Genomic DNA, 24,862 nt, shown 5'->3' on the forward strand with positions numbered 1-24,862 from the left:
ATAGGATGCAAATGGGAATGGTACAAATGGGCAAATTGCGGCTGAATAGACTGCTGTTGATCGGCGGGGCGGTTTCGGCGCCGTTGTTTTTCGCGGTAGCCATCGTTCAAGTGTTCACGCGTTCGGGCTTCGATATTAGGCGTCACGCCATCAGCACCTTAACGCTGGGGGAGCTGGGCTGGATACAGAGTGCCAATTTTATTCTCACGGGCTGTCTCGCGGTGTTCGCGGCCATAGGAATTCGCGGTTTGTTGCGGGGCGGCAAAGGAAGCGTGTGGGGACCGCTGCTTATCGGGATATATGGGATCGGCATGATTGGAGCCGGGCTGTTTCGTCCGGATCCTGGCCTCAGCTTTCCTCCCGGTGCGCCCGAGGGGATACCGACGTCGATGAGCAGCGCGGCGGCCGTCCATTCTATGGCCTTTTTTACGGCCTTTATCTGTCTGGTTGCGGCCTGTTTTGTGTTTGCCCGTCAGTTTGCTGTACAGGGTGATCGCGTTTGGAGGACCTATTGTGTGGCGACGGGTATTCTCGCTCCTGTGCTGATCGGAGTTGGCATGGCCATGAATAGCTGGATTGGCGTTATTATGGGATTCGCAGGTGTGGTGGCGTTCGGCTGGGTTTCGGTTCTTTCGGTTCGATTGCGCGCGGAAGTCTCCAGAGCATAGATGGGTAAGGATGCGGACACATTCGTCGCTGACGGGTGTGTTTTTTGGCGTTAATTTTCTATACAAGAGCCTTTGTCTTTGACGGTATTCCATTGATTTTATGAGAAGAGCCAAATGTAAAGTAGACTCCGAATCGATGGAGATAACAAATAACAAAACCAAGCGTTGCCTTTAGTAAGCATCTTTCACCTACGAGGACAAAATGAGTGAAAAGGCAGAATGAGGTTTTTGAAACCTTGTGTCTACCTTTTTATCTCATTTCAATATATGGATCAAAATACGGTACTATTTATTTAGGACCGACATAGACCATTTCTTCTTTACAGCATCCCATATCCCAAAGAACTCTTGCTCCCCAAGAACACTTTGATAGATAGGCTCCAAGAATGTAACGATATCTCCTAACACTTCTTTGAAATCAAGAGCCTGGTTAATCCCCGTCCTCTTCAGGAAAGCATTCCACTGTCTGACGCGGTTTGCATCAAGAACAAATTCCTCAGAGAACAAGGGATGCTCTTTTTCTAAAATGGTTCCACGATGTTGAAATGTTTCGAATACGGCTTCATACAGAACCCGCCCGTCATAGTCTTCTGCCACCAGCAGCGTATAAATATCGTAAAAATCCTTCATTCGACTGTTCATCACAGACAAACTGATCATTGCTTCAAATTTTTCCGATATGACGGATTCCTTGGAATAAGCTCTTATTTTGGGCATTTCCATATTCAGAAGTACGGGGTAATCAATTAATTGCGGCCTAGGGACAACCACATCGCCAAAGCCGATATCGAACTGTAGTACTTTCCGAGTTCGTCCAAGTAATGCAGTTACTTTAATACGAACACCTTCGTAGTCTGCATCCTCTTTTATCCGTTCGACTGTCATCTCATCTACAAGATAAACAACGCCATCGCTTGGTACTTCGATTGAACATATGCTCGTGAATGAACTCTGGAGTTTCTCTAAATCATTTGCAATTTGTTTGGCAAGAAAGTCAGCATCTTTCGTTGGGCGAGATTTAAATCCCGTCTGGGAGAATAGAAACAGACCACCTTTGAGAACAAATTTGTCTTTAAAATCCGAAATGGATAATCGGTAGAGGAATCGTTCTTGGAAGTAGAGAAGGAGTAGAGAATCGAATGCTTTCCCTGATTGACGTGCGACATTCTTCAGGCGTTCAGAGACGGATGCGGGGACATTTTTAATATCGCTCATTCAGATCAACACCTCCAAATATTTCTGAAGAACTGTACGAATCCTCAATTTATCCGCGTATTGAACCAATTTCGTGATGTTCTTGTAAGGGGAATGGAGATAATTTCGCAATCCTTCTTTCATTATGTCGATACCAATCTTCTCTCGATATCGCACGATATCGCAAATGGTCTTCTCACGATCATAAATACTAACAGAGGAGTCTTCAATATGAACCTCGTTTATCCCAAGATTATATTGTATATCTGCAAGGTAGAAGACTTTAATTGGGGGATGGCCGGGAAGCTTCGGCTTTTTACTGCCGCGATGAATCGCAACTTGATACTCCCAAGGATTATAGGTTGTCAGTTCATAAAAGGAGAGAGCGGACAACAGACAGACGACCCCTTTAGGAACAAGTTTTGAAACCTCAACCAACTCGTCTATTGTACCCTTGCTAAATTCTGCATGCCGATATAGACCTTGTTTTACACGAATAATCTCGCCCTGTGACTCCAACTTTTTGATGTAGTAATGGGTAATACCCTCATTCAAAAAGTCTCTTGTTCGGGCCATTCCATTTTGACTCTCCAATACTGCATCTATTTTCAATTTTATCTGATTGTCCACGCACTCACCGCCTAAATTACGTATTCGTTGCTGCGCTTCGCAATCCTTCATTATTTACGAAAACTTCTGCACTTAAGCGTAGATGAAGAAAAATATTCTAATTTCATAAAAATGAATTGTCGTTGGCCTTCTGTTTGAACTATTCGTTTTCTCCGAATAGTTGCTAATTCAGCAATAATTTAAATTCAGATTTTAGAGGAGGTTGCGCAATCGCATCTCCTTCGTAGTATGATTGCGCAATATACCAGTTTAACACAAAAAGCCAGCCACCCACTCAGATTCGCTTATCCCCCTAAACCTTAAACCCCATAAACCATCAACCCCCTAAATGCCGAAAAGTCCCCGGACTCTTCGGCATTTTATTTTCCCCCTCCCCCAACTTTTACGAAATCTCCAACTGCAATTAACGTTCCGCGAACACTCGCTACCTATGATGAAGATGAAGGAAACAAAACATTTCGAGAAGGATGAAGGAAATCCTACAGGAAGCGGGAGACGTGAAGACGGAATGATTCAATACGTATGGTTTGACCTGGGGTACACACTGGTGAGAACGAACCGGGAGGAAGCGTACCAGAAGGTGCTGGAGCGGTTCGGCGTGTTCCGGAACGTCGGGGAGATCGCCATCGCCTACCACCGGGCGGACAAATTGTTTATGAGGGACTATCCGGGCGTTCTCGGCAAAGACAGCCGGGCGTTTTTCCCTTGGTATATCGGCACGCTGAACTACTTTTTGCGGCTGTCGCTGCCGATCGAGGAAGTGGTGCAGGCGCAGCGCTCGATGGCGCAGGAATGCCCGGTGGAGTGGCGGGCTTACGACGGAGCGCGGGAGACGCTGCAATATTTGCGCAGTCTCGGCTACCGTCTCGGCCTGATCTCGAATTGGGACGAGTCGGCCCGGACGGTGCTGGCCCGCAATGGGCTGGATGAGCTGCTGGACGAGATCGTCGTCTCCTCGGAGGTCGGAATCGAGAAGCCGCATCCGGACATTTTCCGGCTGGCGCTGTCCAAGGTGGGTGTTTCGGCAAGCGAATCGCTTTATGTGGGCGACAACTATTACGACGATGTCATCGGGAGCCAGAAAGTCGGCATGCACTGCCTGCTCATCAACGCTCACGGCAACCGCGGCATCGAGGAGCTGTCGTACCACCCTGTCATCGCCGGCATCCAGGACGTTGCCGAGTATTTGGGACACGCCCGGCTGCCGCTGGAGATGGAGATGAACCGGTAAGGAGTTTCGCCATGTTAACGATCGAGGAACGAATCGAAGAACAGTTCGACGCGCTGAGCGTCGCGCAGAAGAAGGTAGCGCACTACATCCAGGCCAATATGCAGGATGCGGTGATGGAATCGGCACAGAAGATCGCGGACAAGTCCGGGGTCAGCGAAGCGACGGTGCACCGGCTGGCGCAGGCTTTGGATTATCCCGGCTTCTCGGGTTTGCTTCAGGATTTGCGCCGTCATGTGCTGAAGGATCAGCGGGCGGTTAACAATTTCCTGCATTCGACGAGCCGTCAGGAGGACTCGTGGATCGAGAAGCATTTTGTGCAGGAAATCGAGAACGTGCGGGAAACGATGGCGTGGACGGACAAAGCCCATATTCACGAGGCCGCCCGAATGCTGCTTGCGGCGGACCGGATCTGGATCGCGGGCTGGCGGATGGGGTTGTCGGTCACCTCGTTTTTCAGCTTCGTCTTGAAATATATGCTGGGCAATTGCGAGCTCGTTCCCCAAGGAGGTGTTGCGGAGTACGCGTCCTACATCAAACCCGGCGATGTCGTGTTCGCGTGCGGCTTTCCGAGATATTGCTCGCGTACGCTCAAGGTGGCGGCGCTGGCGAAGGAGCAAGGAACGAAGGTGATCGCGCTGACCGACTCGGGGCTGTCCCCGTTTGCAAAGCTGGCCGATCTGTCGCTCCTGGCGGCATGTAAATCTACTGGATTTCTTGATTCGTATACGGCGCCGCTCTCGGTCGTGAACGCCCTCATCAACGAAATCTCCCATCTGGAGAAGGAGCGGGTCAAGCTCAACATCGAGAAGATGGAAGTGATGTTCAAGGCGTTCCAGGACAACTTCGAATGGACGAATCGGTCGAAATAACGGATGCGACTCAGGCGGGAAAGGATACTCGGATGGATATTACAGTAATTGGCTGCTGGGGCGCTTACCCCGAGAAAAACGAAGCGACGTCCGGTTATTTGGTCCGGACGGGCGGCAGCAGCATTTTGCTCGACTGCGGCAGCGGCGTATTGGCCCGGCTGCAAAACGACTGTCCGCTCGAAGAGCTGGACGCCGTCGTCCTGACGCACACGCACGCCGACCATATCGCGGACATCTATAGTCTGGAGTTCGCGATGCTCATTCTGATGCAGATCGGCAGGCGGACCCGGCCGCTCGACGTATATGTGAACGGCGATGAAACGGACAAGCTCGCCTTCGCCTACCCGGACTACGTCCGCGTTCACTCGATCGGGGCGGGTACGGAAATTCGGATCGGGACGGCGAAGTTGGAATTTGCCGAAACGGTGCACGACATTCCGTGTCTTGCGGTCAAGCTGACGTTGGAGGACGGGAAGACGCTTGTTTATACCGGCGATACGGGTTACTGCGACGCTGTCATCGAGTTTTCCCGGTCCGCGGACGTGCTGCTGATCGAAAGCAGCTTTTACGACCGGCAGGCCGGCATCATGAAATGGCATTTGACGGCCGGGGAGGCCGGGCGTATCGCGGCGTTGGCCGGCGTGGGACAAGCGGTTTTGACGCATTTTCCTCATTACGGAGATTTGAACCAGCTCGCGGAGGAAGCTTCGCGGCAGTATGCAGGACTTGTTCGTTTGGCTTATTGCGGTATGCACATCCACATTTGAGAGCGGAAGGGGTATTTACCCATGTTAAAGCTGAGGAAAACGTTCGTGGCGGGGTTCTCCGCCCTGATGGTCGCATCGCTGGTGATGGCGGGTTGCGGCAAAACGGATAATGGCGCTTCAGGCTCGCCGTCAACTGGAAGCGGAACCGGTACCCCCGCTGCCAGCGGGCAGAAAGTTTCAGGCGGCACCGTACGGGTCGCGATGGCGACCGAGCCGGATAATCTCGATCCTTACTTGTCTGCGGCGACCGACACCGGCTCGATGATGGACAACGTGTTCGACGGCCTGTTCGAAGCGGGCGAGAACAGCGACCTGGTTCCAGCCATCGCTGAATCGTACAAAGTGTCCGAAGACGGCTTGACGTATACGTTCAACCTGAAGAAGGGCGTCAAGTTCCATAACGGCGCGGATCTCACTTCGAAGGATGTCTACTACTCTTATGCCAAATTGTCCGGGCTAAGCGGGAAAGCGCCGCTCTCCTCGAAGTTTGCCGCGATTGAGAAAATCGACACGCCGGACGACTATACCGTCGTGTTGAAGCTGAAGGCGAAGGACGCGGCCTTCCTCGCGGCCAACATCGTCGCCATCGTGCCGAAAGACTACGAGACGCAAAGCTCGAAGCCGATCGGCGCCGGTCCGTTCAAGTTCGTTTCGTATGCGCCGGGCCAGCAGCTCGTGCTGGAGAAAAACGACAGCTTCTACGATAACGCCCACAAGCCGCAGCTAGACCGCGTGGAATTCAAGTTTATGCCGGACGCCAACGCCTCCGTGCTCGCCCTGAAATCCGGAGATATCGACATGGTGCCGGGCATCTCCGCGCAAGGGGCGCTTCAACTCGGCAAAGGATTCGAGATCGTATCCGGGCCGCAAAACATGGTGCAGCTTCTGGCGCTCAACAATTCCGTCGAGCCGCTGAACAACGTGAAGGTGCGCCAGGCGATCAACTATGCGATCGACAAGGACGTAATTATTAAGACTGTTGCCGAAGGAAACGGCGCCAAGCTTGGCTCCAACATGAGCCCGGCGATGAAGATGTACTACCAGGAAGGCCTCGACAAGCGCTACGCGCCAAGCGCCGAGCAAGCGAAAAAGCTGCTGAAGGAAGCGGGCTTCGAGAACGGCTTCAAGCTGACGATTACCGTTCCGTCCAACTACAAGTTCCACGTAGACACGGCGCAAGTGATCGCCGAGCAGCTTAAGGCCGTCGGCATTCAGGCGACGATCAAGCAGATCGAATGGAGCAACTGGCTCGAGGACGTGTACAACAATGCGAAATATGAAGCGACGATCGTCGGTTTGACGGGCAAGCTCGATCCGCACGAGGTACTGGGGCGTTATGAGACGACATATGCGAAAAACTTCTTCAAATTCAGCAACAGAGAATTCGACGGTCTCGTAAACAAGGGCCGCCTGGAAATTAACGAAAGCAAGCGGGCCGACTTGTACAAGCAGGCGCAAACGATCCTGACCGAGCAGGCCGCCGCCGTTTATATTATGGACCCGAGCCGTTCGGTGGCGATGAAGAGCACTTTGCACGGCTTTAAAATGTACCCGGTTCAAAAATACGACTTCGCCGCCATGTACTACACGAAGTAACGAGGGATCGCTCGGTGAGATTTTATATCCGCAAGCTGCTGACTTTGCTATCTACTGTTCTGCTCGTATCGGTCATTACGTTTCTCGTGTTTCAAATATTGCCCGGCGATCCGGCGCAGATTGTGCTCGGCGTTGATGCGGACCCGCATCAGCTCGCCGAGCTGCGCAGAACGATGGGGCTGGAGCGTCCGGCGGTGGAAAGGTACATCGGCTGGATCAAGGATACGTTTACCGGCGATTTGGGCGAATCGCTCCGCTACCATCGTCCCGTAGCCGACATCGTATCGGAGCGTATGCCCGTGACGGTATCGCTGGCGCTCCTGTCCGTGGGGCTCACCTTGCTCATCGGCGTCCCGCTCGGCATCTATATCGCGCGGAAGGACGGCAAGCTGTCGGCGCTGCTGCTGTCGATGCTCACTCAGCTCGGTCTCGCGGTTCCGTCGTTTTGGCTCGCCTTTATCCTGATTTTATTATTCTCCGTTACGTTCCGAATATTTCCTACCTATGGTTATGTTCGGTGGAGCGTAGATCCGTTGCGGGCGTTCCAGTCGCTGTTCCTGCCGGCGCTGGCGCTCGCCGTTCCAGGCATCGCTGTCGTGATCCGCTACTTGCGCAACACGCTGCTCGATCAGTCGCGTATGGATTACGTTCGCACCGCCAGAAGCAAGGGGCTGCGCGAGAACATCGTCATGTACCGGCACATTTTGCGCAATTCGCTCATTCCGGTGCTGACGATCGTAGGCCTGCTGATCGCGGATACGCTCGGAGGCAGCATCGTCGTGGAAAATGTGTTCGCGCTGCCGGGACTCGGCAATCTGCTGATCACTTCGATCGGCACGCGCGACTTGCCGCTGCTGCAAACGATGGTGCTGTACATTGCGATCATCGTCGTTTGCATCAATTTTATCGTCGACATTTTGTATATGGTCATAGACCCGCGCATCCGGTTGAAAAGGTGAACGAGATGAAATGGAAACAGCTACTGCACAGCAAGCCGCTGCTGATCGGCGCCGCTCTGATCGCGGCACTGCTCGCGCTTATGGTAACGAGCTTGTTCTACACCCCGTACGGGCCGAACGAGATGAACACGTCGCTGCGTCTTGCGCCGCCTCAGCTCGCCCACTGGTGGGGAACGGATAATTTCGGGCGGGACATCTTCAGCCGCATTATGGAAGGAACGCAAACGGCATTTCTGATCGGCCTCCTGTCGGTAGCGATCGGGCTGGTCTTCGGCCTGCTGATCGGCGCGGTCGCCGGGTATGCGGGCGGCTGGCTGGACGAAGCGCTCATGCGGATTATGGATGCGAAGCTGGCGTTCCCCGGCATTTTGCTGGCGATTATGCTCGTCACCGTATTCGGCCCCGGGCTGGGCAATACGATCGTCGCTCTTGGCGTCATGAGCATTCCGTCGTTCGCCCGAATCGCCCGCAGCGGATTTATTCAGTACAAGGAGTTCGCTTTCGTCAAGGCGGCGACGGCGAGAGGGGCGGGTCCGCTGCGTATTATTTTCCACCACATTTTGCCGAATATGACATCGCCGCTTATCGTGGCCGCTTCTTTGCGGTTCTCCGGATCGGTCCTTGCCGAAGCCGGACTGAGCTACTTGGGATTGGGCGTTCAGCCGCCCGATCCGAGCTGGGGGCGCATGCTGAGCGAAGCCCAGCCGTTCATCGTGAACGCTCCGTGGTACGTGCTCCTTACGGGCGCGGTCATTACGGCGATGGTGCTCGGCTTCAATCTGCTGGGAGACGGGCTTCGCGACGTGTACGACAAGAAAGGTTAAGGGAGGTCCGTCATGGCAAACGCCTTGCTGGAACTAAACGATTTGGAAGTTTCGTTTACGATCGGGAAGAGAGTGGTTCCGGCGCTGCAGCAAATCTCGTTTCAGGTCGGTGCGGGGGAAACGGTCGGCATCGTCGGGGAATCCGGGTGCGGCAAAAGCTTGACGTCGCTATCGGTCATGGGCCTCTTGCCCGGCACTGCGGCGATGACGAAGGGCGGCATTATGCTGGACGGTAAGCGGATGGAGCAGGCGTCCGGGGATAGCTGGAGCGCTGTTCGGGGCAAGCAGGCGGCGATGATTTTCCAAAATCCGATGTCCGCGCTTAATCCGCTCATGCCGGTCGGCAAGCAGATCGCCGAGATGGCGATGGCCCATCTGTCCGTTTCGAAGCCGGAAGCGAAAAGGCTCGCGCTGGAAATGATGACCAAGGTCGGCCTGTCCCGCGTGGAGCGGCTGTACGACGACTACCCGCACCGGCTGTCCGGCGGGATGATGCAGCGGATCATGATCGCGATGGCGCTTATTTGCAAGCCGAAGCTGCTTATCGCCGATGAGCCGACTACGGCGCTTGACGTGACGATTCAGGCACAGATACTCGATCTGCTGGCGGAGTTGAACCGTTCGACGGGGACGGCGATTCTGTTCATCTCCCACGACCTTGGCGTAATCCGCGAGGTGTGTCGGCGGGTGATCGTCATGTATGCCGGATATATTGTGGAAGACGCTCCGGTGGAGGAGATATTGGATCATCCGAAACACCCGTACACGGCCGGGCTGCTGAAGTCGCTGCCGGGAGCGGACAAGCGGGGGAGCGCGCTCTACACGATTCCGGGCCGGGTGCCTGCGATAACGGACCGGAAGGGCGGCTGCCCGTTCGCCGGACGCTGTCCGAGCGCTTCGGACGTATGCGAGAGAATCGCTCCCGAGCTGCGGCAGACGCTTGCTGGGCATGGCGATCACCGGGTCCGGTGCCATCTGTACGCGGACGGCGGGAGGGCCGTATGAGCGGGGCGCTGATTCGGGCAAACGCGCTGACGAAGCATTATCCGTTGGCGAAGCAGGGGTTGCTGGAGAAGCGGCAGGTGCTGCGAGCGGTCGACGGCGTGTCGTTTGCCATACAAGAAGGAGAAATTTTCGGGCTGGTCGGCGAGAGCGGCTGCGGCAAGTCCACAACCGGCCAGCTTCTCGTACAGCTGGTGAAGCAAACGCAGGGAGAGCTATACTTCCAAGGCCGTCCGCTCGGCGGACTATCGGCCGGCGAGATGAAGTCGCTCCGGCGGGACGTCCAGATCGTTTTCCAAGACCCGTACTCCTCCTTGAATCCGAAGAAAACGATCGGCTGGACGCTGGAGGAGCCGCTGATCATTCACCGGATCGGCGACAAAATGACGCGACGGCGGATCGTTGCCGAGACGCTGGAGCAGGTCGGGCTCGATCCCGGCTATGCGAGCCGGTATCCGCATGAATTAAGCGGCGGGCAAAGGCAGCGTGTCGGTATCGCCGCCGCGCTGGTGCTGTCGCCGAAGTTCATCGTCATCGACGAGGCGGTATCCGCGCTGGACGTGTCCGTGCAATCGCAAATTTTGAACCTGCTGAAGGAGCTGCAGATGAAGCGGGGCTTGACGTATTTGTTCATCTCCCACGATCTGAACGTGGTGGAGTATATTAGCGACCGGGTAGGCGTCATGTATCTGGGCAAAATGGTGGAAATTTTCGAGGTCGGCCGCGAGGGAGCGGAGCCGCTCCATCCGTACACGAAGGCGCTGTTCTCGGCGATCCCCGACGTGAAAATGCGGAAGGAGCGGGTGACGCTTCAAGGCGAAGTGCCGAGCCCGATCGATCCGCCTTCCGGCTGCGCATTTCATCCGCGATGCCCGCTGGCGACGGACCGCTGCCGCAGCGTCGCTCCGGAATTGAAGCGAGTCGGTCCCGGACACGAAATAAGCTGCCATTTATATGAGAAGGAGGCGAACGGTACAACGTGAACATAGGCGTTATATCCGACTTGCATGTGGATTTGAACGAACTGGCGGGCGAACCGCCGATCGAGGAAGCGCTGCTTGCAGTTGCGGACGAACGCGGGCTGGACGGCCTGATTATTGCCGGAGACATCTCGAACGACATGAACCGCAGTCTCGATGTGCTCTACTGGCTGAAGGAGCGGTGCGGCTTTCCCGTCCTGTTCGTCCCCGGCAATCACGATTATTGGAGCAAGGATAACGGAATCGCAGATACGTGGCATATTTACCGGCAGTTTCAAACGTTCGATGGCTGCCTAAGCGAGAAGCCGTACGACCTCGGAAACGGCTGGGTCGTCATCGGCAACTCCGGCTGGTACGACTACACGATGGGCGAGCCGGATTATTCGTTCGCCGATTTCGAACGGATGCATGCGATGGACCGGACGTGGCAGGACAGCGTTTATGTGAAGTGGGATAGGAGCAACCGCGATATCCACCGGTATTTTTACGAGCGTATGGAGCGGGAGCTGGCGGAGCATCAAGGGAAGTCGATCGTGATGGTCACGCATATGCTGGCGCATCCGTATTTCAAAGTGCCGATGCCCCACCCGCAGTGGTCGTACTTCAACGCCTTCCTTGGAAGCACAGAGTATGCCGACCTGTACCGTCGTTACGGCGTGCGTTACGGCATTATGGGCCATGTCCATTACCGGAAAACGTATGCCGATGAAGGGACGGAGATGGTCTGCGCCTGTCTCGGCTACCGGAAGGAATGGCGGAATGCTTCCGCGGTTCAGGAGATTCGCGACTGTTTGCGGGTGATTTCGCTTTGAGGGGTTTCATGTTGCCGCCTGACGCTTTCGAAGCGTTGGGCTGTTTTTCTTTGGAAGGAACATATCGGCGGGAACAATGGCTTTGCCCTGAATCTATTTACTGTAATGGAATTATCTAGAACATCCTCCTCATTCACATGATATGATAGGCATACAAGTCAATGCCGGAGGCTAGCTCATGATGAATGTAATGGCAAGATTAGCTTTGGCGATCATACTAATCGTACAACTGGTTGGATGCTTAGATCATCCTAAGAATACTGGTGAGCAAACGAAGCTAAAGAGCTTGGAGACCCAAGAGAAAGCCGCAATCAAAGTTTTATACCCAAATAAAAATACGTTCTTCAATAATTACGGCAATTATTTCAATAGCAAGTTCCCGAATGTTGAATTTGATGTTGTTCCAACGCAAAGTATTGTGTCTACGCAAGAGATTAGGCAGTTGATCGAAACGGAAAACCCGGATGTTCTTTTTTTACCTACGGAACAATACGAAGCTTTCTCCAATGAGAATATGCTCATGAATTTAGAAAACCTCATCAAACAAAGTGAGTTTGATATATAGAACATTCATCCCTCCGTGTTAGAAACTATTAAAGGGAAGAGCGGCGGGGCTTTATTCGGCCTGACGCCTTCTTTCAATAATTATGTTTTATTCTACAACAAAGATTTATTCGAACAATACGGCGTACCGTTTCCGAAAAATAAAATGACTTGGGATGAAGTTTTGGACCTGACTGAACGGTTTCCGTCAGAAGATCAAGGGGATAACCGAATATATGGGTTTGCTTTTGGAGCGAATACGTCCACCATCAGCGTTCTAAATGAAATTGCAGGTACACTCGGTCTTGGATTTGCCGATTCGGATCTTACGAAAATTACGTTTCAAACGAATGGCTGGAAACAAGCGGTTGAGCTTTTGGTTCGGGCTATGAACTCCAAAGCGTTTTACAAATCATCCGATTCGGCACCGGGCGGTTTATCCGGAAATGTGAACGATTTTTTAACAAGCCATCTATTTGTCTCGAAGCGTGCGGCTATGACCATAGACAGTTATTTTCTGATCAGCAAATTGCAATTATCGCAATCCGTTTTGAAGGACTCCGCACTAACCAATTGGGATGTGGTCACCGTTCCCGTTGATCCGCAAAATCCTGATCTAAGCAGTAAAGTGACGGTTTCCCAAATCATATCGATCCATGCCAAAACGGCGAATACCCGGGCCGCGTGGGAATTCGTGAAATTCATTAACGGCGATGAGTTTGCGAAACTTAAGTCCCGATCGACTAACGAACTATTGTCCCGATCTAATTACATGACGGAGAGGGACGGGCACAGTTTGCAAAGTTTCTATATGTTGCGATCGGCGGAAAATAAGTTTAGAACCGACCTGAATCGGTTGCCGGCCGATTTTTATTCGCTGTTTAACGCGGCCCTGGAACAAGAAATAAACGAAGTGCTTGCTAAGCAAAAGTCAAGGGACGACGCATTAAAGTCCATTGAGGCCAGATCTCAAGAAGCGTTGGTGAAATCTAAAGCGGTGCCTCCGGCAAAATGAGCCGGGCTGGAGTGAAATGGTGCTTGCGGGGATCAACTAAATTATGGGTTTTTTATAGAATTCGTGGAACTTTTTTCTCCTAATGAAGTCTAATAAGTAAAGACTTTGAGGGGTGGAGAAAAGAAATGTGGAAACGCAAGACGCTCGGTCTGACGCTGGCCGCGATGCTGGCAGGCTCGCAGTTTGCCTACGCGGCGGAGGAGAAGACGGGCAACGCCGGAACGCAGGTTACCGCAGGATACCAATACTCGTTACAGGTGGAGGAAGATGGTACGGTATGGTCGTTCGGATCGCCGGTCCGCAACAGGTACTCCTCTTCTCCGCAAATCGGCCGGTTACCAGGCGGTTCGCTGCAGCATATCGTGCAGGTCAGCGCGGGTTTCGCCCATAGCGCGGCAGTAGACGACGAAGGCCGCGTATGGGCTTGGGGCGACAACGAAAAGGGACAGCTAGGACAATGGAACACAGTGCCCTATGACGCTGCGGTTTCGGTCATCCTGGGTGACGGAGAACCGGTTAAAGCTGTCGCTGTCGCTGCCGGATATGACCATACGCTGGCGCTAACCGGGAAAGGGAAAGTATGGGCATGGGGGAGCAATCGGTACGGCGAGCTTGGCGACGGGACCGAGTTAGACCGCGGCAAGCCGGTCCAGGTCATGAATGGGGAGAGACCGCTGGACGATATCGTCGCCGTGTCCGCTGGGTTCGGTACGTCTCTAGCCCTGAACCGGGAAGGAGAAGTATGGACGTGGGGAAGCCAAGGGAAAGCCGATGGCGCAATTGGGAAGGTCATGACGAGCAAAGGAAACGAGCGGGTTCCGCTTAAGAACATTGTGGCGATTGCGGCCGGCTACGACCACTCCCTCGCTCTGGATAAGAGCGGCAAGCTGTACGTCTGGGGAGTGAACCGGTACGGCCAGCTCGGCCTCGGCAGCAAAACACCTTACAGTATGGTTGCGACCATGTTACCCGGCGTGCCCGCCTTCAAGGCGATTGCAGCCGGAGATCAGGCCAGTGCGGCTGTAGATGAGAAAGGCGACATCTGGGTGTGGGGAGTAGGCATTTCGGGCACGGATACAAATCTTTCGGGCGAAAGCATCCGCTTCGTGCCGGAGCGAATTACGGATGGCGGGCATTTCACCAGCGTTTCGGTCGGGCGAATTCATGGCTTGGCGGTCGATGACGAAAAGCGCATCTGGATATGGGGCAAAAATGAAAACGGCCGGCTCGGTCAAGGATATGAGGGCTACACGACAAGCAAACCGATTCATAAAAATCCGCTGAAGCGTACGTATGCTTCACCCTCATCGTCATCCGTCACGGTGGAAGAAGCGATAAGCGATAAACAAGAGCTTATTCTAAGGCTGAATCTTCAGCTTAAAGACTACGAGGGGAAGTCGCTGAGCGACAAATGGCCGACGGCCGAGATTCGACTCCCCGGCAGAGATCCGATCGTCGCACCATTACTATGGGGAGCGCACAGAAAGGAAGGCTACCAGACCGAGTTACGCATCCCAAGTCCATACTATCTCGTTCCGCAAAAAATCGAGATACGGGTAGACGGGGCGATAGTAGCCGAGGTCATGAGCGGAAAGTAAAGAAGCCAAAAACACACCGACGTCCGTCGAACGATAGGTGCGCGATTCAGCGCAAGGCATCCGTTCGAGCGAGAGTCGGTGTGTTTTTCCGTCCGGGCCGAGCCGTTTGGCCGACTTCTGCTGCCGGCCTATTGCCTGGACAGCTCCGCGAATGCCTTTTGATACTTAAGGCCGTTACCCGCATAGCTGTCGCGTATTTTCTGCTTGGCATCTTCCTGTGCGTCTTCATCGTTGCTGCTTCGCGCGTTCACATAGTCGAGCAACAACTGCGGAACTTCATGTCCGATGGTGAGACGAAGCACAGTGATTGGGACGAGCAGATCGTTAGGACTTTTATGTCTCCGAATCAAATCGATGAGCTTCCGGTCATATTGATGGGCTTGCTGAGAGGAGTATGGTTGACCGTGCTTTTTCATCCCGCTAAGGAATTTGCTCGACTTCAGCTTCGTTTGATTAGAGCGGAGCTGCTGTTGTACCGTCCTGGAACCCCGGGGGATAAATCCCGGATATTCCTTCGTCGTTTCCTCCTCCGCCATTTCCGTCCGATACGGTGACATAGGAGCGTACATCATCTCGACTTCATCCATATCCTGGACATTAAGGGGTTCAAGTTCCTGCACAGCCTTCAACTGATCCGGGAACGGCTGACTCGTATCGATGCCCGGAAGCCCGTGCATGGACATGAAGGGGTTGGCCAGCGAAAGCGACGATTTCATGGCCTCGTCCCTTTGCCGTTTTAATTCCACGGCAACCTCGATCAAGCGGACGCACATTTTTTCCACGTTTTGGCGAGGTTCTTCCTCTTGATCGAAAGCTTTCTGCACGTCCGACATCAAATCGGCCGCAGCGGTAGCCTCATAGATCATTTTGTACAAATCTCCGGTTGCGTTCATAACGGTATCGAACCGCTTCTTGCGTTCCTGCGGCGCCTTCTCGAGCGCCCAGCGGAGCTCGTCCGGCAGCGGATAATCCGCAAGCTTCGACTTGGTGTGCAGATCCTCCAAAACTTTCAATTCGCGCTTCACAATGTCGTTCGCTTTTTTCTCGTCCGTGCTCAGCGCCGTCGCAAGCGTAATGGAGGATAAGCTTTTCTTCAGAGCGCCGTGATCGACATCGAGCAAGTATTCGCTAACGCCCATCTGGTCGAGAACGGTTTGGATCGGCTTCATGACCGCCGCCGCCGAGCTGAGGTCGTCCGAATTGGTCAGCACGACTTCCTTGCGGGACAAGCGGGACCAGGCCGCTCCGGCTCCTTTGTCCGACTTGTTCACCCCGGCTCCGTTCAAAACCGGATCCGATTGCAGGCCGGTATTGCCGGTATTGTAATACGAGGGCGGAGGAATGGCGATGTCGACCTTTCCGTCCGTGCCCGCTATCGGGGTTTTGTTCACGGGGTCGAGCTGATGCCACTCGCAGTGTAGGGCCGAAGTATAGTAAGGCTTGTACCGAGCCGCGGTATCCTGCACTTGATCGGTCCATACTTTGTAGTACACCCAGCCATGATGGTCGTTTACGATCGATTTGATCTTGTCTTCGACTTTGCTCGAATGCTGGGAATTGGCTACCTTTGGAATGGCCGCCAAATTGCGCGCGTCGTTGCCGGGGCCGCCGAGATTGTCATTCAGCAAATGTCCGGCTACGTATTCCGTGTTATTGCCGGCGCGTTCCTCCTGTTTTTTGCGCTTATCGTTCCAGACGCCGTCCTTTCCCGGCTGGCTGCCGAGCGGATGATCGGGTCCCAACGGGTCGGCGATCATCTCGACGCCGTCGTCGTGATCGGCGGCTTTCCACGTAACGTTTGTTGTCCATTTCGCTCCGGCCCCCTCCACGTCCGTTTCACGTCCCACGCCTTTCGGGGTACGAAAGGGCGACCATCTTTTATGCGTCTTCGGGTCGGGGATTTGATCGTACTTCAGCATATCGCGACGGATGACGGAGCCGGACTCCGGCAAGGCATGCTCGTTCTGAATGGCAGGAGTCGTACGTGCCGCCCCGTTGCCGAATGACCCATTATGGAGCAGAGCGCCTACGGCCCGGTTGCCGATCGACCTTTGCAGATAGCCGGCCATCCTGGGATTCAGCGCTAACGAGGCGTGCCCCGCTTCCATGTCGGATGGTAACGTTTCCTTCCCTTCCTGATTACGTACGGCCGGAGCATAAGAAGAAGGTTTTCCGCAACGTGCCGATTCGCGTGTCACTAAAGTCCCCCCTTTGCGGTAAAAAGGAATCTCGCTTTCCTAAAACCATTATAAATACCAAATACTGAGATCGGCCAGTAGAAACTTGCCGACACTATTAATTTTTTTTTCGGGATGGTCCAGCAGGCTACCTTTTCAATAACGATTTCATCGGAAATGCCCGGATGACCAGCTCCGCCAGCAGAAAGAGCAGCACGATCGTACCGTAAACCCCGATCGTATAGCTGGCCGCATACTCGAAGCCGAGTCCATTATGGAACAGGAACGTGATCAAGTGGATGAACAGGTTCGTAAAACAAAACGCGTAGCTGCGGATCATCCATTTGCGGTGGCGATCGAGCCGCTTCTTTTTGATCTGGACGATGGCGGTTATTGTCATGGCCGGCCATATAATATTCAACATATTGAACGCGATGCTGTTCAGTTTGCCTCCCGTTGTGTACGGGGCCATATATCCCGAAGTAAGAACCACTGCCAGTACGGCTACCAGGTACACGTACCCGTTGATCCGGTGCAGCTTCCGGTAATCGGCGATGACGTGTTTCGAAAAGTTTACCGCGCCCGATACCATAGCGACACATGCGAATGCGACATGGACGGTCATTACGTTCAGCCAAACCGGAACGTTGATCGGACGTTTCATATCCGTTTTATGGCCCAGAAACCGCGACGCTTCCGGATCGTGAATGAAATTGGCGTACAGCACGTATGCGATAAAAACGGCGGTGACGACCACCATAACGCGGTAGAGCGATTGGCCTTTGACCATAACGTGTACCTCATCTCGAAAGCGGATTGTGTGGTCCTTTGCCATCCATGTTAAAATAGTCGGTAAATGAAGATCAGGCGACGGGAGAAAGGACATTAAAAGCGATGCGCAAAGGCGAGAAAACGAAACTGCACATTATTATGAAATCGGCCGAGCTGTTTAACCAGAACGGTTATGCCGGAACGACGATGCAGCATATTATGGACGCGACCGGTCTGACGAAGGGCGGGCTGTACCGCAGCTTCTCCAGCAAGGAGGAGATTGCTTTCGCCGCTTTCGAATATGCGGGAGAAGTGCTGTGGGCTCATTTCGCCCAAGCGATGGAAGGTGCCGAGACGGTTACGGCGAAAATCATCGCCATGTGCGGCGTATACCGCGATACGGTTCACAATCCGCCGATCCAGGGGGGCTGCCCGTTTCTGAATACCGCCGTCGAGAGCGACCATTCCTTTCCGGTGATGCGGGACAGCGCGCTGGGCGCTTACGAGCAAATGTCCGGATTTATGGAAGGGCTGCTGAAGCAGGGGGTAGCCAGCGGGGAGTTCGCCCCGGATATGGATACCGAGTCGGTAGCCTCCTTCGTGTTCTCCTCGATCGAAGGCGCCATTATGGCGAGCAGGCTGACCCGCGACAACAAGCATGTCGCTTATGCGACGAAGCAGATCGAGCGGCTGCTGGGAACGTATCGACGCGCGTGACCGGCTTTTGGCAAAATGGAGCGGGTGCTGCCTCTCCACAGGCGTTATTCGGTCAACTTTGCCCCCGACAGCTTGGAAGCGGGAAGCATCCCCGCCTTAGCGAAGCCGGACATGACGCGTCCCTGAACGGTGACCTCGAATCGCAAGTTGAGGCGCATTGGCTTCGTCACGCGCTGGGTCCAGATGAGGCGGCCGTTCTCCACGTACGGATTCTCCATGTCGGCCACGTCGTCGCCTTGTGTTGCCGTTCCGGTTATCCGGCCGTTAATGGACGTGATGTGGAGCCGGACGGACATTTTGCCGATCGGGGTGGAGATAAGGGTGTCCCAAACTCCCGCGAAATCCGAAGCATCGGATGGAGCGGTGCAGGCTTCCGGCACCGGATCGCTCAGGTGCGTTTCCGCAGCTTGTTCGGCGGCTTCCGCAGGCGGCGAAACCGGTGATGAAGAAGCCAGCCCGACCGAACGCCACACGGTCCCTCTTCGCTCATATTCGAACAGCTTCTCCACGGCAATCGCGACGCGGGACCCGAGCTCGCGTTCCACCAAATACAGCGCCACGTCCAGACCGGACGTTACGCCCCCGCCCGTAACCAGGCTGTCGTCATCGACGACTCTGGCCGCAACCGGAATGGCTCCCGTCGCCTGAAGCGCATCCATGCCCAGATGATGCGTGACGGCATGGCGGTTTTCCAGCAGTCCCCCCATCGCCAGCAGCAGCGATCCCCCGCAAACCGTCGCAACGACAACGTCCGGACGTCCGATCGCTTGCCGGATCAGACCGGTCAATTCGCTCTCCGCCGCTCTTGCCAATATCGCCGGTACGGAGTCGGGTCCATCGCCTTCGACGTTTCCGGATGCTCCGGGTACGAGAATGATGCCGCCTTTATCCGGATCAAGCTTGCCGGCGGCTTGAATCGAGAGCCCGCCTGTGCCGCTCGTTACCGCTCTCGCCCCTTCGGCCGTGACCAATTCGGCGCTGACGGCGTCGCCCGAATACATGGCTGCAGCGCAGAATACTTCATACGGCGCCAAGGCGTCCAACAGATCGAAACCATCGAACAAAACGATTTGGACGTGCATAGCCTTTTCCCTCCATTTTTGAAACCGGACCGTACGGTCTCTTTTTTTATCGTACTCGAAAATGGCCGTTCAAGCAACGGGAGAATAAAACTGTTCAACATATTGACACGGAAAAAGAGGTCGTGTTAAATAAAAATAACGATTGGCACTCGTACCCAATGAGTGCTAAAATAGGAGTAATCACTATTTTTGTTAGCGAAAGGGGAATTCCATTTTGGCCAAGAAGCAGTTTAAAGCGGAATCGAAACGATTGCTGGAAATGATGATCAACTCGATCTACACACAGAGAGAAATCTTTTTACGCGAATTGATTTCGAACGCAAGCGACGCCATCGACAAAATTTATTATAAAGCGCTTGCCGACGACAATCTCGTCTTCGACAAAGACAACTACTATGTCAAAATCACCGCGGATCAAGCAAACCGTACGCTCGTTATTTCCGACACGGGGATCGGCATGACGAAGGACGAGCTGGAAAACAATCTGGGCATTATCGCCAAAAGCGGCTCGCTCGCGTTCAAGAAAGAAAACGAAGCGAAGGACGGCCACAACATTATCGGCCAGTTCGGGGTCGGTTTTTATTCGGCCTTCATGGTTGCCGATGAGATTACGGTGATCAGCAAGCCGCTCGGCTCGGACGAAGCGTTCAAGTGGGAATCGAAGGGCGCGGACGGATACACGATCGAGCCAGCCGAGAAAGCCGCGGTCGGCACGGAAATTACGCTCAAGATCAAGCCGAATACCGAGGACGACAATTACGACGAATTTTTGGAACAGTACCGCTTGAAGGCCATCGTTAAGAAATATTCCGACTTCATCCGCTACCCGATCAAGATGGACATTACCGGCAAGCGGCCGAAGGAAGGCGAAGAGAACGAGTTCGAGGACTACACGGAAGAACAAACCGTCAACAGCATGATCCCGATCTGGCGCAAAAACAAAAGTGAGCTGAAGTCGGAGGATTACGAGAACTTCTACCAGGAGAAGCGTTACGGCTTCGACAAACCGCTGAAGCATATCCACGTCAGCGCGGACGGCGCGGTCGTTTACAACGCGATTCTGTTCATCCCGGAAAATACGCCGTTCGATTATTACACGAAGGAGTATGAGAAGGGGCTCGAGCTGTATGCGAACGGCGTGCTGATCATGAACAAGTGCGCGGACCTGCTGCCGGACTACTTCAGCTTCGTCAAAGGGATGGTCGATTCGGAGGACTTGTCCCTCAACATTTCCCGCGAAATGCTGCAGCACGACCGCCAACTGACGCTGATCGCCAAAAACATCAAGAGCAAAATCAAAAGTGGTCTGCAAAGCTTGCTGAAGGACGAAAGAGAGAAGTACGAGACGTTCTACAAAGCGTTCGGACGTCAGCTCAAATTCGGGGTATACAGCGACTACGGGGCGAACAAGGACTTGCTGCAGGATCTGCTGCTGTTCACGTCCTCCAGGGAGAAGAAGCTCGTGACGCTGGACGAGTACGTATCGGGAATGCCGGAGGAGCAGAAGTTCATCTATTATGCGACCGGCGAATCGATCGAGCGAATCGAGAAGCTGCCGCAAACCGAGATGGTGGCCGACAAAGGCTACGAAATTTTGTACTTCACCGACGATATCGACGAGTTCGCGATCAAGATGCTGATGTCGTACAAGGAGAAGGAATTCAAGTCGGTTTCGAGCGGAGATCTCGGCATCGATAGCGAGGACAAGCCGTCCGAGGCGGAGGAAAACGAGTATAAAGAGCTGTTCGAGCAGATGAAGACGATTCTGGCGGACAAAGTGAAAAACGTCAAAGCGTCGAAGCGTCTGAAAACTCACCCGGTCTGTCTGTCCGCCGAAGGCGAGCTGTCGATCGAGATGGAGAAGGTGCTCAAGGCGATGCCGGGCAGCGGAGACGTGCAAGCCGACAAGGTGCTCGAGATCAACGTCAACCACGAAGTGTTCGGGGCGCTTAAGAAGGCGTACGGCCAAGACCAAGAGAAGCTGAGCTTGTACACCCATCTGCTGTATAATCAGGCTTTGCTGATCGAAGGTTTGCCGGTGCAGGATCCGGTTGAGTTTACGAACGACATTTGCAAGATTATGGTTTGATTGTTACAGCCGCCGCCGATGCAGCAAGTGCCGCATTGGCGGCTTTCTTGTTGTTTGCCGGGCTCTGGCGCCTGTGCGGAGAGGGAGTGGAGTGCCCGCTGCCGGGTGTGTCTCGAGAGATAGCAGACCTTTGCACATCTTATTTTGTTCGTCTTAGGGGATGTTGGAGCAATAGGGGTCTTTAGGGCATCTTATATGGCCGGTATAGTGGAGAACCCTGGCGATATCTAGTGGATAGAGGGCCCAAAAGGCTGCTATTGCCTCGCTGGGGAGTGGCTGCCCCAATAACAGCCCCAAAAGACTGCTATGGCAGGGACGGTTGCGCATGGACGACCGCCGAGGGCACAACGTACGCACACGACCAGGCCAGCTTCTCACCGCGCGTACACAGACCGCGTCCAAGATGAGTACACAGACCGCGAGCGCTGTGCAGCGGATACAGATTGTGCCACATTGCGGACACAGAGTGTGCTATGCTGCCGACTCAGACCGCGCCAACGGATTGCACAAATGGACCTCAACTCACCGCATCAAATCGCAATCCTCCATGTTCGGCATACGGCGCCGGGTGCTACAATGATAGAATAAGACCCAATACCACATACAACAAGGAACGGATAAGGTGAACAGGATGATCATACGAAAGCTGAACGACCACGAAACGCCTCCGCTGGATCTGCTGCTGCTGGCCGACCCTTCGCGGCAGCTTGTGGAGGAATATATCCGCCGGGGGCAAACGTTCGTCTGCGAAAGCGAAGAACGAGTGCTCGGCGAGTACGTGCTGCTGCCGACGAGACCCGGAACGGTGGAGCTCGTCAACATTGCCGTAGCCGAAAGCGAGCAGGGAAAAGGGATCGGCAAGCGGCTCGTCCTGCACGCGATTGCGACGGCCAGGGAGCAAGGCTTCCAGACAATCGAGATCGGCACTGGAAGCACGGGCGTGACACAGCTTGCGCTGTACCAAAAATGCGGCTTTCGCATGACCGGCATCGACCGGGACTTTTTCGTGCGGCATTACGATGAGGAGATTTACGAAAACGGCATTCTTCTCCGCGATATGGTGCGGTTGTCGCTAGATTTGTAAAGAACGTCCAAAACACCGCCGAAGCTGGCGGCTGCGAAAAGAGGGTTCCGAGCATGTTCACCTATAGCGCCACGCAATGGATATTCGGAAACGAAGCGTTGGAGTCGAGCCTGCGTCGGCTGGCGAAGTTCGGCTACGACGGAGTCGAGCTGGCCGGCGAGCCGGACGGGCTGGAAACGGAAGCGGTACGCGCAGAGCTGGAGCGGCACGGCTTGGCGTGCACGTCGATTTGCGGCATTTACACGGCGGAGCGGGACTTGTCGCATCCGGACCCGGCGATTCGGGCCGGCGCCGTCCGTTATGTGAAGGCTTGCGTCGATATGGCGGCGAGCCTCGGGGCGTCCGTCGTTATCGTCGTGCCCACGCCGGTCGGCAAACACGGGCCGGTCACGACCCGGCAGGAAGAGTGGGAGGGGGCGGTCGCCAGCCTGCGGGAAGCGGGCGCTTATGCCGAATCGAGAGGGATTCGGCTGGCGATCGAGGCGCTGAACCGGTTCGAAACGTATCTGGTCAATACGCTGGAGGCGGCGGACCGGTTGGCGGATGAGACCGGTGTCGCGAGCGTAGGCGTGATGGCCGACCTGTTCCATATGAACATCGAGGAGCGTTGTAGTATCAAGGCGCTGCGGGCAATCGCGCCGAGACTTATGCACGTCCATATTGCGGACAATACCCGCGAGGCGGCCGGACTCGGCCAAACCAACTTTGCCCAGGCGATGCGCACGCTGGTCGAGATCGGTTATCGCGGGCATGTGACGATGGAGTTTTTGCCCCGCATCTCCAATCCGTACGAGGCGGCTGCCCGCAGCGGCGACGGAGACGTGTTCGACGAATTCGCCAGGCAATCGATCGACCATATCAAGCGGATGACCGCTCAAGCCGTTTCGGCAGTCGCAGAGCCGCCGCCGGAGCGCCTTCGCACGTAAACGTACACGGTGATCAGCACGATCAGCTCCGAGAGCGGGATGCTGAGCCATACGCCGGTCGTGCCGAGGAAACGGGGCAGGAGCAGCAGCAGGGCGACCATAAGCAGCATTTCCCGGGCGATCGTAATCCAGGTCGCCATTTTGACTTGGCCGGATGTTTGGAAATAGGTCATCATGACAAAATTAACGCCCATAAACATATACCCGATAAAGAAAAGCCGGATGCCGGTAACCGCCATCTGCCGCACTTCACCTGCAAACGAGCCGAATACCGAAACGATCGCTTCGGCGCACGTAAGACCGACCAGCAGCACGGCGAGCCCGGTCCCGAAGGCGGTCGTGACGGCGATGCGGATAAGCGCCCGCTGCCGGGAGGCCATCTTCGCTCCGCGGTAATAGCTGAGGGGTGGCTGAATCGCCGAGCCCATGCCGATGAACACCATCAGCATCACGCTGTGTACGTAGTTGAGGATGGAGAACGCCGATACGCCGACCGTGCCCGCCGTATGCACCATCGCCATATTGTAGCCGGCTGTGAACACCGCAATGCCGACCTCCGCGAGAAAGCTCGGAAAGCCGATCGCGAACGTGCGCTGCGCCAGCTTCCACGACAGGCCGGGTCTCACGAAGCGCAGCGTAGCGGCCGGACGCCGGAAATGCAGAAACAGCACGGAAGCGCCGATGGCCGCACCGATAACGACGGCGAGAGCCGAACCCGCCACCCCGAAATCCAGTACGAACAGAAACAAATAGTTCAGCACAATGTTGCAGGCGGCCGTGATAACAAGCGAAATCATGGCAAGGTTCGGATTGCCGTCGTTGCGCACGAATACGCTGAACGCATTTTGCACCGTGATGGCGAAGCCGCCGATCAGCAGAACGTTCATATAATCCATCACGTAGGGCATCGTATCTTCATTGGCGCCCAGAAAACCGGCCAGCTTGTAGCGGAACAAAAAAGCGAGCCCGGCCAGCAGCAAAGTAAGACTGAAAATGAGCGTGAGCGAATGGGTGAAGACGGAGCGCGCTTCCTTGAGCTGCCGGGCGCCCAAATGACCGGAGTAGATCGTAGCGCCCCCGATGCCGACCCAGAGCGAAATCGCGATGTACAGCGAGAACACCGGAACCGCCACATTAACTCCGGCCAGAGCGACCTCCCCCAGCCGCTGCCCGACGAAAATACCGTCGATGACGACGTTGACCGACATCATCAGCATCCCGACCAAGGACGGTATCAAATACCGGACGAATACTTTGCCTATGGAATCGGATTCCAGCCCCGATAAGCTGCCGTTTGCGTTTTGCATGCTTGCACCTCAGTGATCCCC

The 24,862-nt window shown here is 54.7% G+C and carries 23 protein-coding genes; 17 read left to right on the forward strand and 6 right to left on the reverse strand.

The genetic code is table 11. From position 1 onward, the window contains the following. The first annotated feature begins 5 nt into the window (after window positions 1-5). A complete protein-coding gene (locus D7M11_RS24060) occupies window positions 6-668 on the forward strand; it encodes a DUF998 domain-containing protein (protein WP_120749810.1) in 663 nt (220 codons plus the stop codon). Between the two features lie 285 nt (window positions 669-953). Here D7M11_RS24060 and D7M11_RS24065 read toward each other — a convergent pair whose 3' ends face one another. Together D7M11_RS24065 and D7M11_RS24070 are read right to left on the reverse strand one after the other, a co-directional pair. Beyond that, complete coding sequence (locus tag D7M11_RS24065) at window positions 954-1,883, reverse strand: nucleotidyl transferase AbiEii/AbiGii toxin family protein (RefSeq protein ID WP_120749811.1); 930 nt, start codon at window positions 1,881-1,883, stop codon at window positions 954-956. Then, window positions 1,884-2,543, reverse strand: a complete 660-nt coding sequence (locus D7M11_RS24070; RefSeq protein WP_120749812.1) for a type IV toxin-antitoxin system AbiEi family antitoxin domain-containing protein — start codon at window positions 2,541-2,543, stop codon at window positions 1,884-1,886. It abuts the gene before it with no gap. 388 nt (window positions 2,544-2,931) lie between these two features. Between D7M11_RS24070 and D7M11_RS24075 the strand changes: the two genes are divergently transcribed. The 12 genes from D7M11_RS24075 (at window position 2,932) to D7M11_RS24130 (ending at window position 14,688) form a co-directional block, all read left to right on the forward strand. Then, the gene (locus D7M11_RS24075; RefSeq protein WP_240041284.1) at window positions 2,932-3,723 is read left to right on the forward strand and encodes an HAD family hydrolase; all 792 of its coding nucleotides are present in this window, start codon (window positions 2,932-2,934) and stop codon (window positions 3,721-3,723) included. An 11-nt stretch (window positions 3,724-3,734) separates the two neighbouring features. Continuing rightward, on the forward strand, window positions 3,735-4,592 hold the full coding sequence (locus tag D7M11_RS24080) for a MurR/RpiR family transcriptional regulator (RefSeq protein WP_120749814.1): 858 nt from the start codon (window positions 3,735-3,737) through the stop codon (window positions 4,590-4,592). Between the two features lie 32 nt (window positions 4,593-4,624). Then, the gene (locus tag D7M11_RS24085) at window positions 4,625-5,359 is read left to right on the forward strand and encodes an MBL fold metallo-hydrolase (RefSeq protein ID WP_120749885.1); all 735 of its coding nucleotides are present in this window, start codon (window positions 4,625-4,627) and stop codon (window positions 5,357-5,359) included. 21 nt (window positions 5,360-5,380) lie between these two features. After that, the gene (locus tag D7M11_RS24090) at window positions 5,381-6,955 is read left to right on the forward strand and encodes an ABC transporter substrate-binding protein (protein ID WP_120749815.1); all 1,575 of its coding nucleotides are present in this window, start codon (window positions 5,381-5,383) and stop codon (window positions 6,953-6,955) included. Between the two features lie 14 nt (window positions 6,956-6,969). Next, complete coding sequence (locus D7M11_RS24095) at window positions 6,970-7,914, forward strand: ABC transporter permease (protein ID WP_120749816.1); 945 nt, start codon at window positions 6,970-6,972, stop codon at window positions 7,912-7,914. Between the two features lie 5 nt (window positions 7,915-7,919). After that, on the forward strand, window positions 7,920-8,738 hold the full coding sequence (locus tag D7M11_RS24100) for an ABC transporter permease (protein WP_120749817.1): 819 nt from the start codon (window positions 7,920-7,922) through the stop codon (window positions 8,736-8,738). Window positions 8,739-8,750: 12 nt separating this feature from the next. Beyond that, entirely contained in the window at window positions 8,751-9,743 is a 993-nt protein-coding gene (locus tag D7M11_RS24105; RefSeq protein WP_120749818.1) for an ABC transporter ATP-binding protein, read from the forward strand. Beyond that, entirely contained in the window at window positions 9,740-10,723 is a 984-nt protein-coding gene (locus tag D7M11_RS24110) for an ABC transporter ATP-binding protein (RefSeq protein WP_120749819.1), read from the forward strand. The genes D7M11_RS24105 and D7M11_RS24110 overlap by 4 nt, the downstream gene beginning before the upstream one ends. Beyond that, the gene (locus tag D7M11_RS24115) at window positions 10,720-11,532 is read left to right on the forward strand and encodes a metallophosphoesterase (protein WP_120749820.1); all 813 of its coding nucleotides are present in this window, start codon (window positions 10,720-10,722) and stop codon (window positions 11,530-11,532) included. The genes D7M11_RS24110 and D7M11_RS24115 overlap by 4 nt, the downstream gene beginning before the upstream one ends. Before the next feature lie 178 nt (window positions 11,533-11,710). Then, window positions 11,711-12,097 carry a hypothetical protein gene (locus D7M11_RS24120; protein WP_120749821.1) on the forward strand — a complete coding sequence of 129 codons (387 nt, stop codon included), beginning with the start codon at window positions 11,711-11,713 and terminating at the stop codon, window positions 12,095-12,097. 15 nt (window positions 12,098-12,112) lie between these two features. Next, window positions 12,113-13,090, forward strand: coding sequence for an extracellular solute-binding protein (locus D7M11_RS24125; protein WP_158606804.1), 978 nt, complete (start codon window positions 12,113-12,115; stop codon window positions 13,088-13,090). Window positions 13,091-13,215: 125 nt separating this feature from the next. Further along, window positions 13,216-14,688: an RCC1 domain-containing protein gene (locus tag D7M11_RS24130; RefSeq protein WP_120749823.1), complete on the forward strand. Its 1,473-nt coding sequence runs from the start codon at window positions 13,216-13,218 to the stop codon at window positions 14,686-14,688. Window positions 14,689-14,816: 128 nt separating this feature from the next. Here D7M11_RS24130 and D7M11_RS24135 read toward each other — a convergent pair whose 3' ends face one another. Next, window positions 14,817-16,796, reverse strand: a complete 1,980-nt coding sequence (locus D7M11_RS24135; RefSeq protein WP_205127105.1) for a hypothetical protein — start codon at window positions 16,794-16,796, stop codon at window positions 14,817-14,819. Between the two features lie 217 nt (window positions 16,797-17,013). Further along, window positions 17,014-17,655 carry a DUF2306 domain-containing protein gene (locus tag D7M11_RS24140; RefSeq protein ID WP_120749825.1) on the reverse strand — a complete coding sequence of 214 codons (642 nt, stop codon included), beginning with the start codon at window positions 17,653-17,655 and terminating at the stop codon, window positions 17,014-17,016. 104 nt (window positions 17,656-17,759) lie between these two features. Here D7M11_RS24140 and D7M11_RS24145 point away from each other — a divergent pair, with 104 nt between their 5' ends. Continuing rightward, window positions 17,760-18,353, forward strand: a complete 594-nt coding sequence (locus D7M11_RS24145; RefSeq protein WP_120749826.1) for a TetR/AcrR family transcriptional regulator — start codon at window positions 17,760-17,762, stop codon at window positions 18,351-18,353. Window positions 18,354-18,397: 44 nt separating this feature from the next. Here the strand turns inward: D7M11_RS24145 and D7M11_RS24150 are convergent, their stop codons facing one another. Then, complete coding sequence (locus D7M11_RS24150) at window positions 18,398-19,435, reverse strand: DJ-1/PfpI family protein (RefSeq protein ID WP_120749827.1); 1,038 nt, start codon at window positions 19,433-19,435, stop codon at window positions 18,398-18,400. 214 nt (window positions 19,436-19,649) lie between these two features. On the opposite strand from D7M11_RS24150, the gene htpG reads away from it, so the two are divergent. The 3 genes from htpG to D7M11_RS24165 all read left to right on the forward strand — a co-directional run bounded on the left by htpG (window position 19,650) and on the right by D7M11_RS24165 (window position 23,534). Continuing rightward, entirely contained in the window at window positions 19,650-21,524 is a 1,875-nt protein-coding gene (htpG, locus tag D7M11_RS24155; protein WP_120749828.1) for a molecular chaperone HtpG, read from the forward strand. 631 nt (window positions 21,525-22,155) lie between these two features. Next, entirely contained in the window at window positions 22,156-22,608 is a 453-nt protein-coding gene (locus D7M11_RS24160; protein WP_120749829.1) for a GNAT family N-acetyltransferase, read from the forward strand. 53 nt (window positions 22,609-22,661) lie between these two features. Beyond that, on the forward strand, window positions 22,662-23,534 hold the full coding sequence (locus D7M11_RS24165) for a sugar phosphate isomerase/epimerase family protein (protein ID WP_120749830.1): 873 nt from the start codon (window positions 22,662-22,664) through the stop codon (window positions 23,532-23,534). On the opposite strand, the gene D7M11_RS24170 is transcribed toward D7M11_RS24165, so the two are convergent. Further along, entirely contained in the window at window positions 23,483-24,841 is a 1,359-nt protein-coding gene (locus D7M11_RS24170) for an MATE family efflux transporter (RefSeq protein WP_120749831.1), read from the reverse strand. The genes D7M11_RS24165 and D7M11_RS24170 overlap by 52 nt on opposite strands. Window positions 24,842-24,862: the final 21 nt, after the last annotated feature.

The organism is Paenibacillus ginsengarvi, assembly GCF_003626695.1.
GTDB lineage: Bacteria > Bacillota > Bacilli > Paenibacillales > NBRC-103111 > Paenibacillus_AB > Paenibacillus_AB ginsengarvi.

Bases quoted from the DNA above. Each gene is read 5' to 3' on its own strand.
- D7M11_RS24090 (WP_120749815.1), top strand. From the start codon at position 5,381: ATGTTAAAGCTGAGGAAAACGTTCGTGGCGGGGTTCTCCGCCCTGATG.
- D7M11_RS24150 (WP_120749827.1), bottom strand. From the start codon at position 19,435: ATGCACGTCCAAATCGTTTTGTTCGATGGTTTCGATCTGTTGGACGCC.
- D7M11_RS24165 (WP_120749830.1), top strand. From the start codon at position 22,662: ATGTTCACCTATAGCGCCACGCAATGGATATTCGGAAACGAAGCGTTG.
- D7M11_RS24170 (WP_120749831.1), bottom strand. From the start codon at position 24,841: ATGCAAAACGCAAACGGCAGCTTATCGGGGCTGGAATCCGATTCCATA.
- D7M11_RS24075 (WP_240041284.1), top strand. From the start codon at position 2,932: ATGAAGGAAACAAAACATTTCGAGAAGGATGAAGGAAATCCTACAGGA.
- D7M11_RS24085 (WP_120749885.1), top strand. From the start codon at position 4,625: ATGGATATTACAGTAATTGGCTGCTGGGGCGCTTACCCCGAGAAAAAC.
- D7M11_RS24140 (WP_120749825.1), bottom strand. From the start codon at position 17,655: ATGGTCAAAGGCCAATCGCTCTACCGCGTTATGGTGGTCGTCACCGCC.
- D7M11_RS24070 (WP_120749812.1), bottom strand. From the start codon at position 2,543: ATGAAGGATTGCGAAGCGCAGCAACGAATACGTAATTTAGGCGGTGAG.
- D7M11_RS24130 (WP_120749823.1), top strand. From the start codon at position 13,216: ATGTGGAAACGCAAGACGCTCGGTCTGACGCTGGCCGCGATGCTGGCA.
- D7M11_RS24160 (WP_120749829.1), top strand. From the start codon at position 22,156: ATGATCATACGAAAGCTGAACGACCACGAAACGCCTCCGCTGGATCTG.
- D7M11_RS24060 (WP_120749810.1), top strand. From the start codon at position 6: ATGCAAATGGGAATGGTACAAATGGGCAAATTGCGGCTGAATAGACTG.
- D7M11_RS24110 (WP_120749819.1), top strand. From the start codon at position 9,740: ATGAGCGGGGCGCTGATTCGGGCAAACGCGCTGACGAAGCATTATCCG.
- D7M11_RS24080 (WP_120749814.1), top strand. From the start codon at position 3,735: ATGTTAACGATCGAGGAACGAATCGAAGAACAGTTCGACGCGCTGAGC.
- D7M11_RS24105 (WP_120749818.1), top strand. From the start codon at position 8,751: ATGGCAAACGCCTTGCTGGAACTAAACGATTTGGAAGTTTCGTTTACG.
- D7M11_RS24065 (WP_120749811.1), bottom strand. From the start codon at position 1,883: ATGAGCGATATTAAAAATGTCCCCGCATCCGTCTCTGAACGCCTGAAG.
- D7M11_RS24100 (WP_120749817.1), top strand. From the start codon at position 7,920: ATGAAATGGAAACAGCTACTGCACAGCAAGCCGCTGCTGATCGGCGCC.
- D7M11_RS24120 (WP_120749821.1), top strand. From the start codon at position 11,711: ATGATGAATGTAATGGCAAGATTAGCTTTGGCGATCATACTAATCGTA.
- D7M11_RS24135 (WP_205127105.1), bottom strand. From the start codon at position 16,796: ATGGAAGCGGGGCACGCCTCGTTAGCGCTGAATCCCAGGATGGCCGGC.
- D7M11_RS24145 (WP_120749826.1), top strand. From the start codon at position 17,760: ATGCGCAAAGGCGAGAAAACGAAACTGCACATTATTATGAAATCGGCC.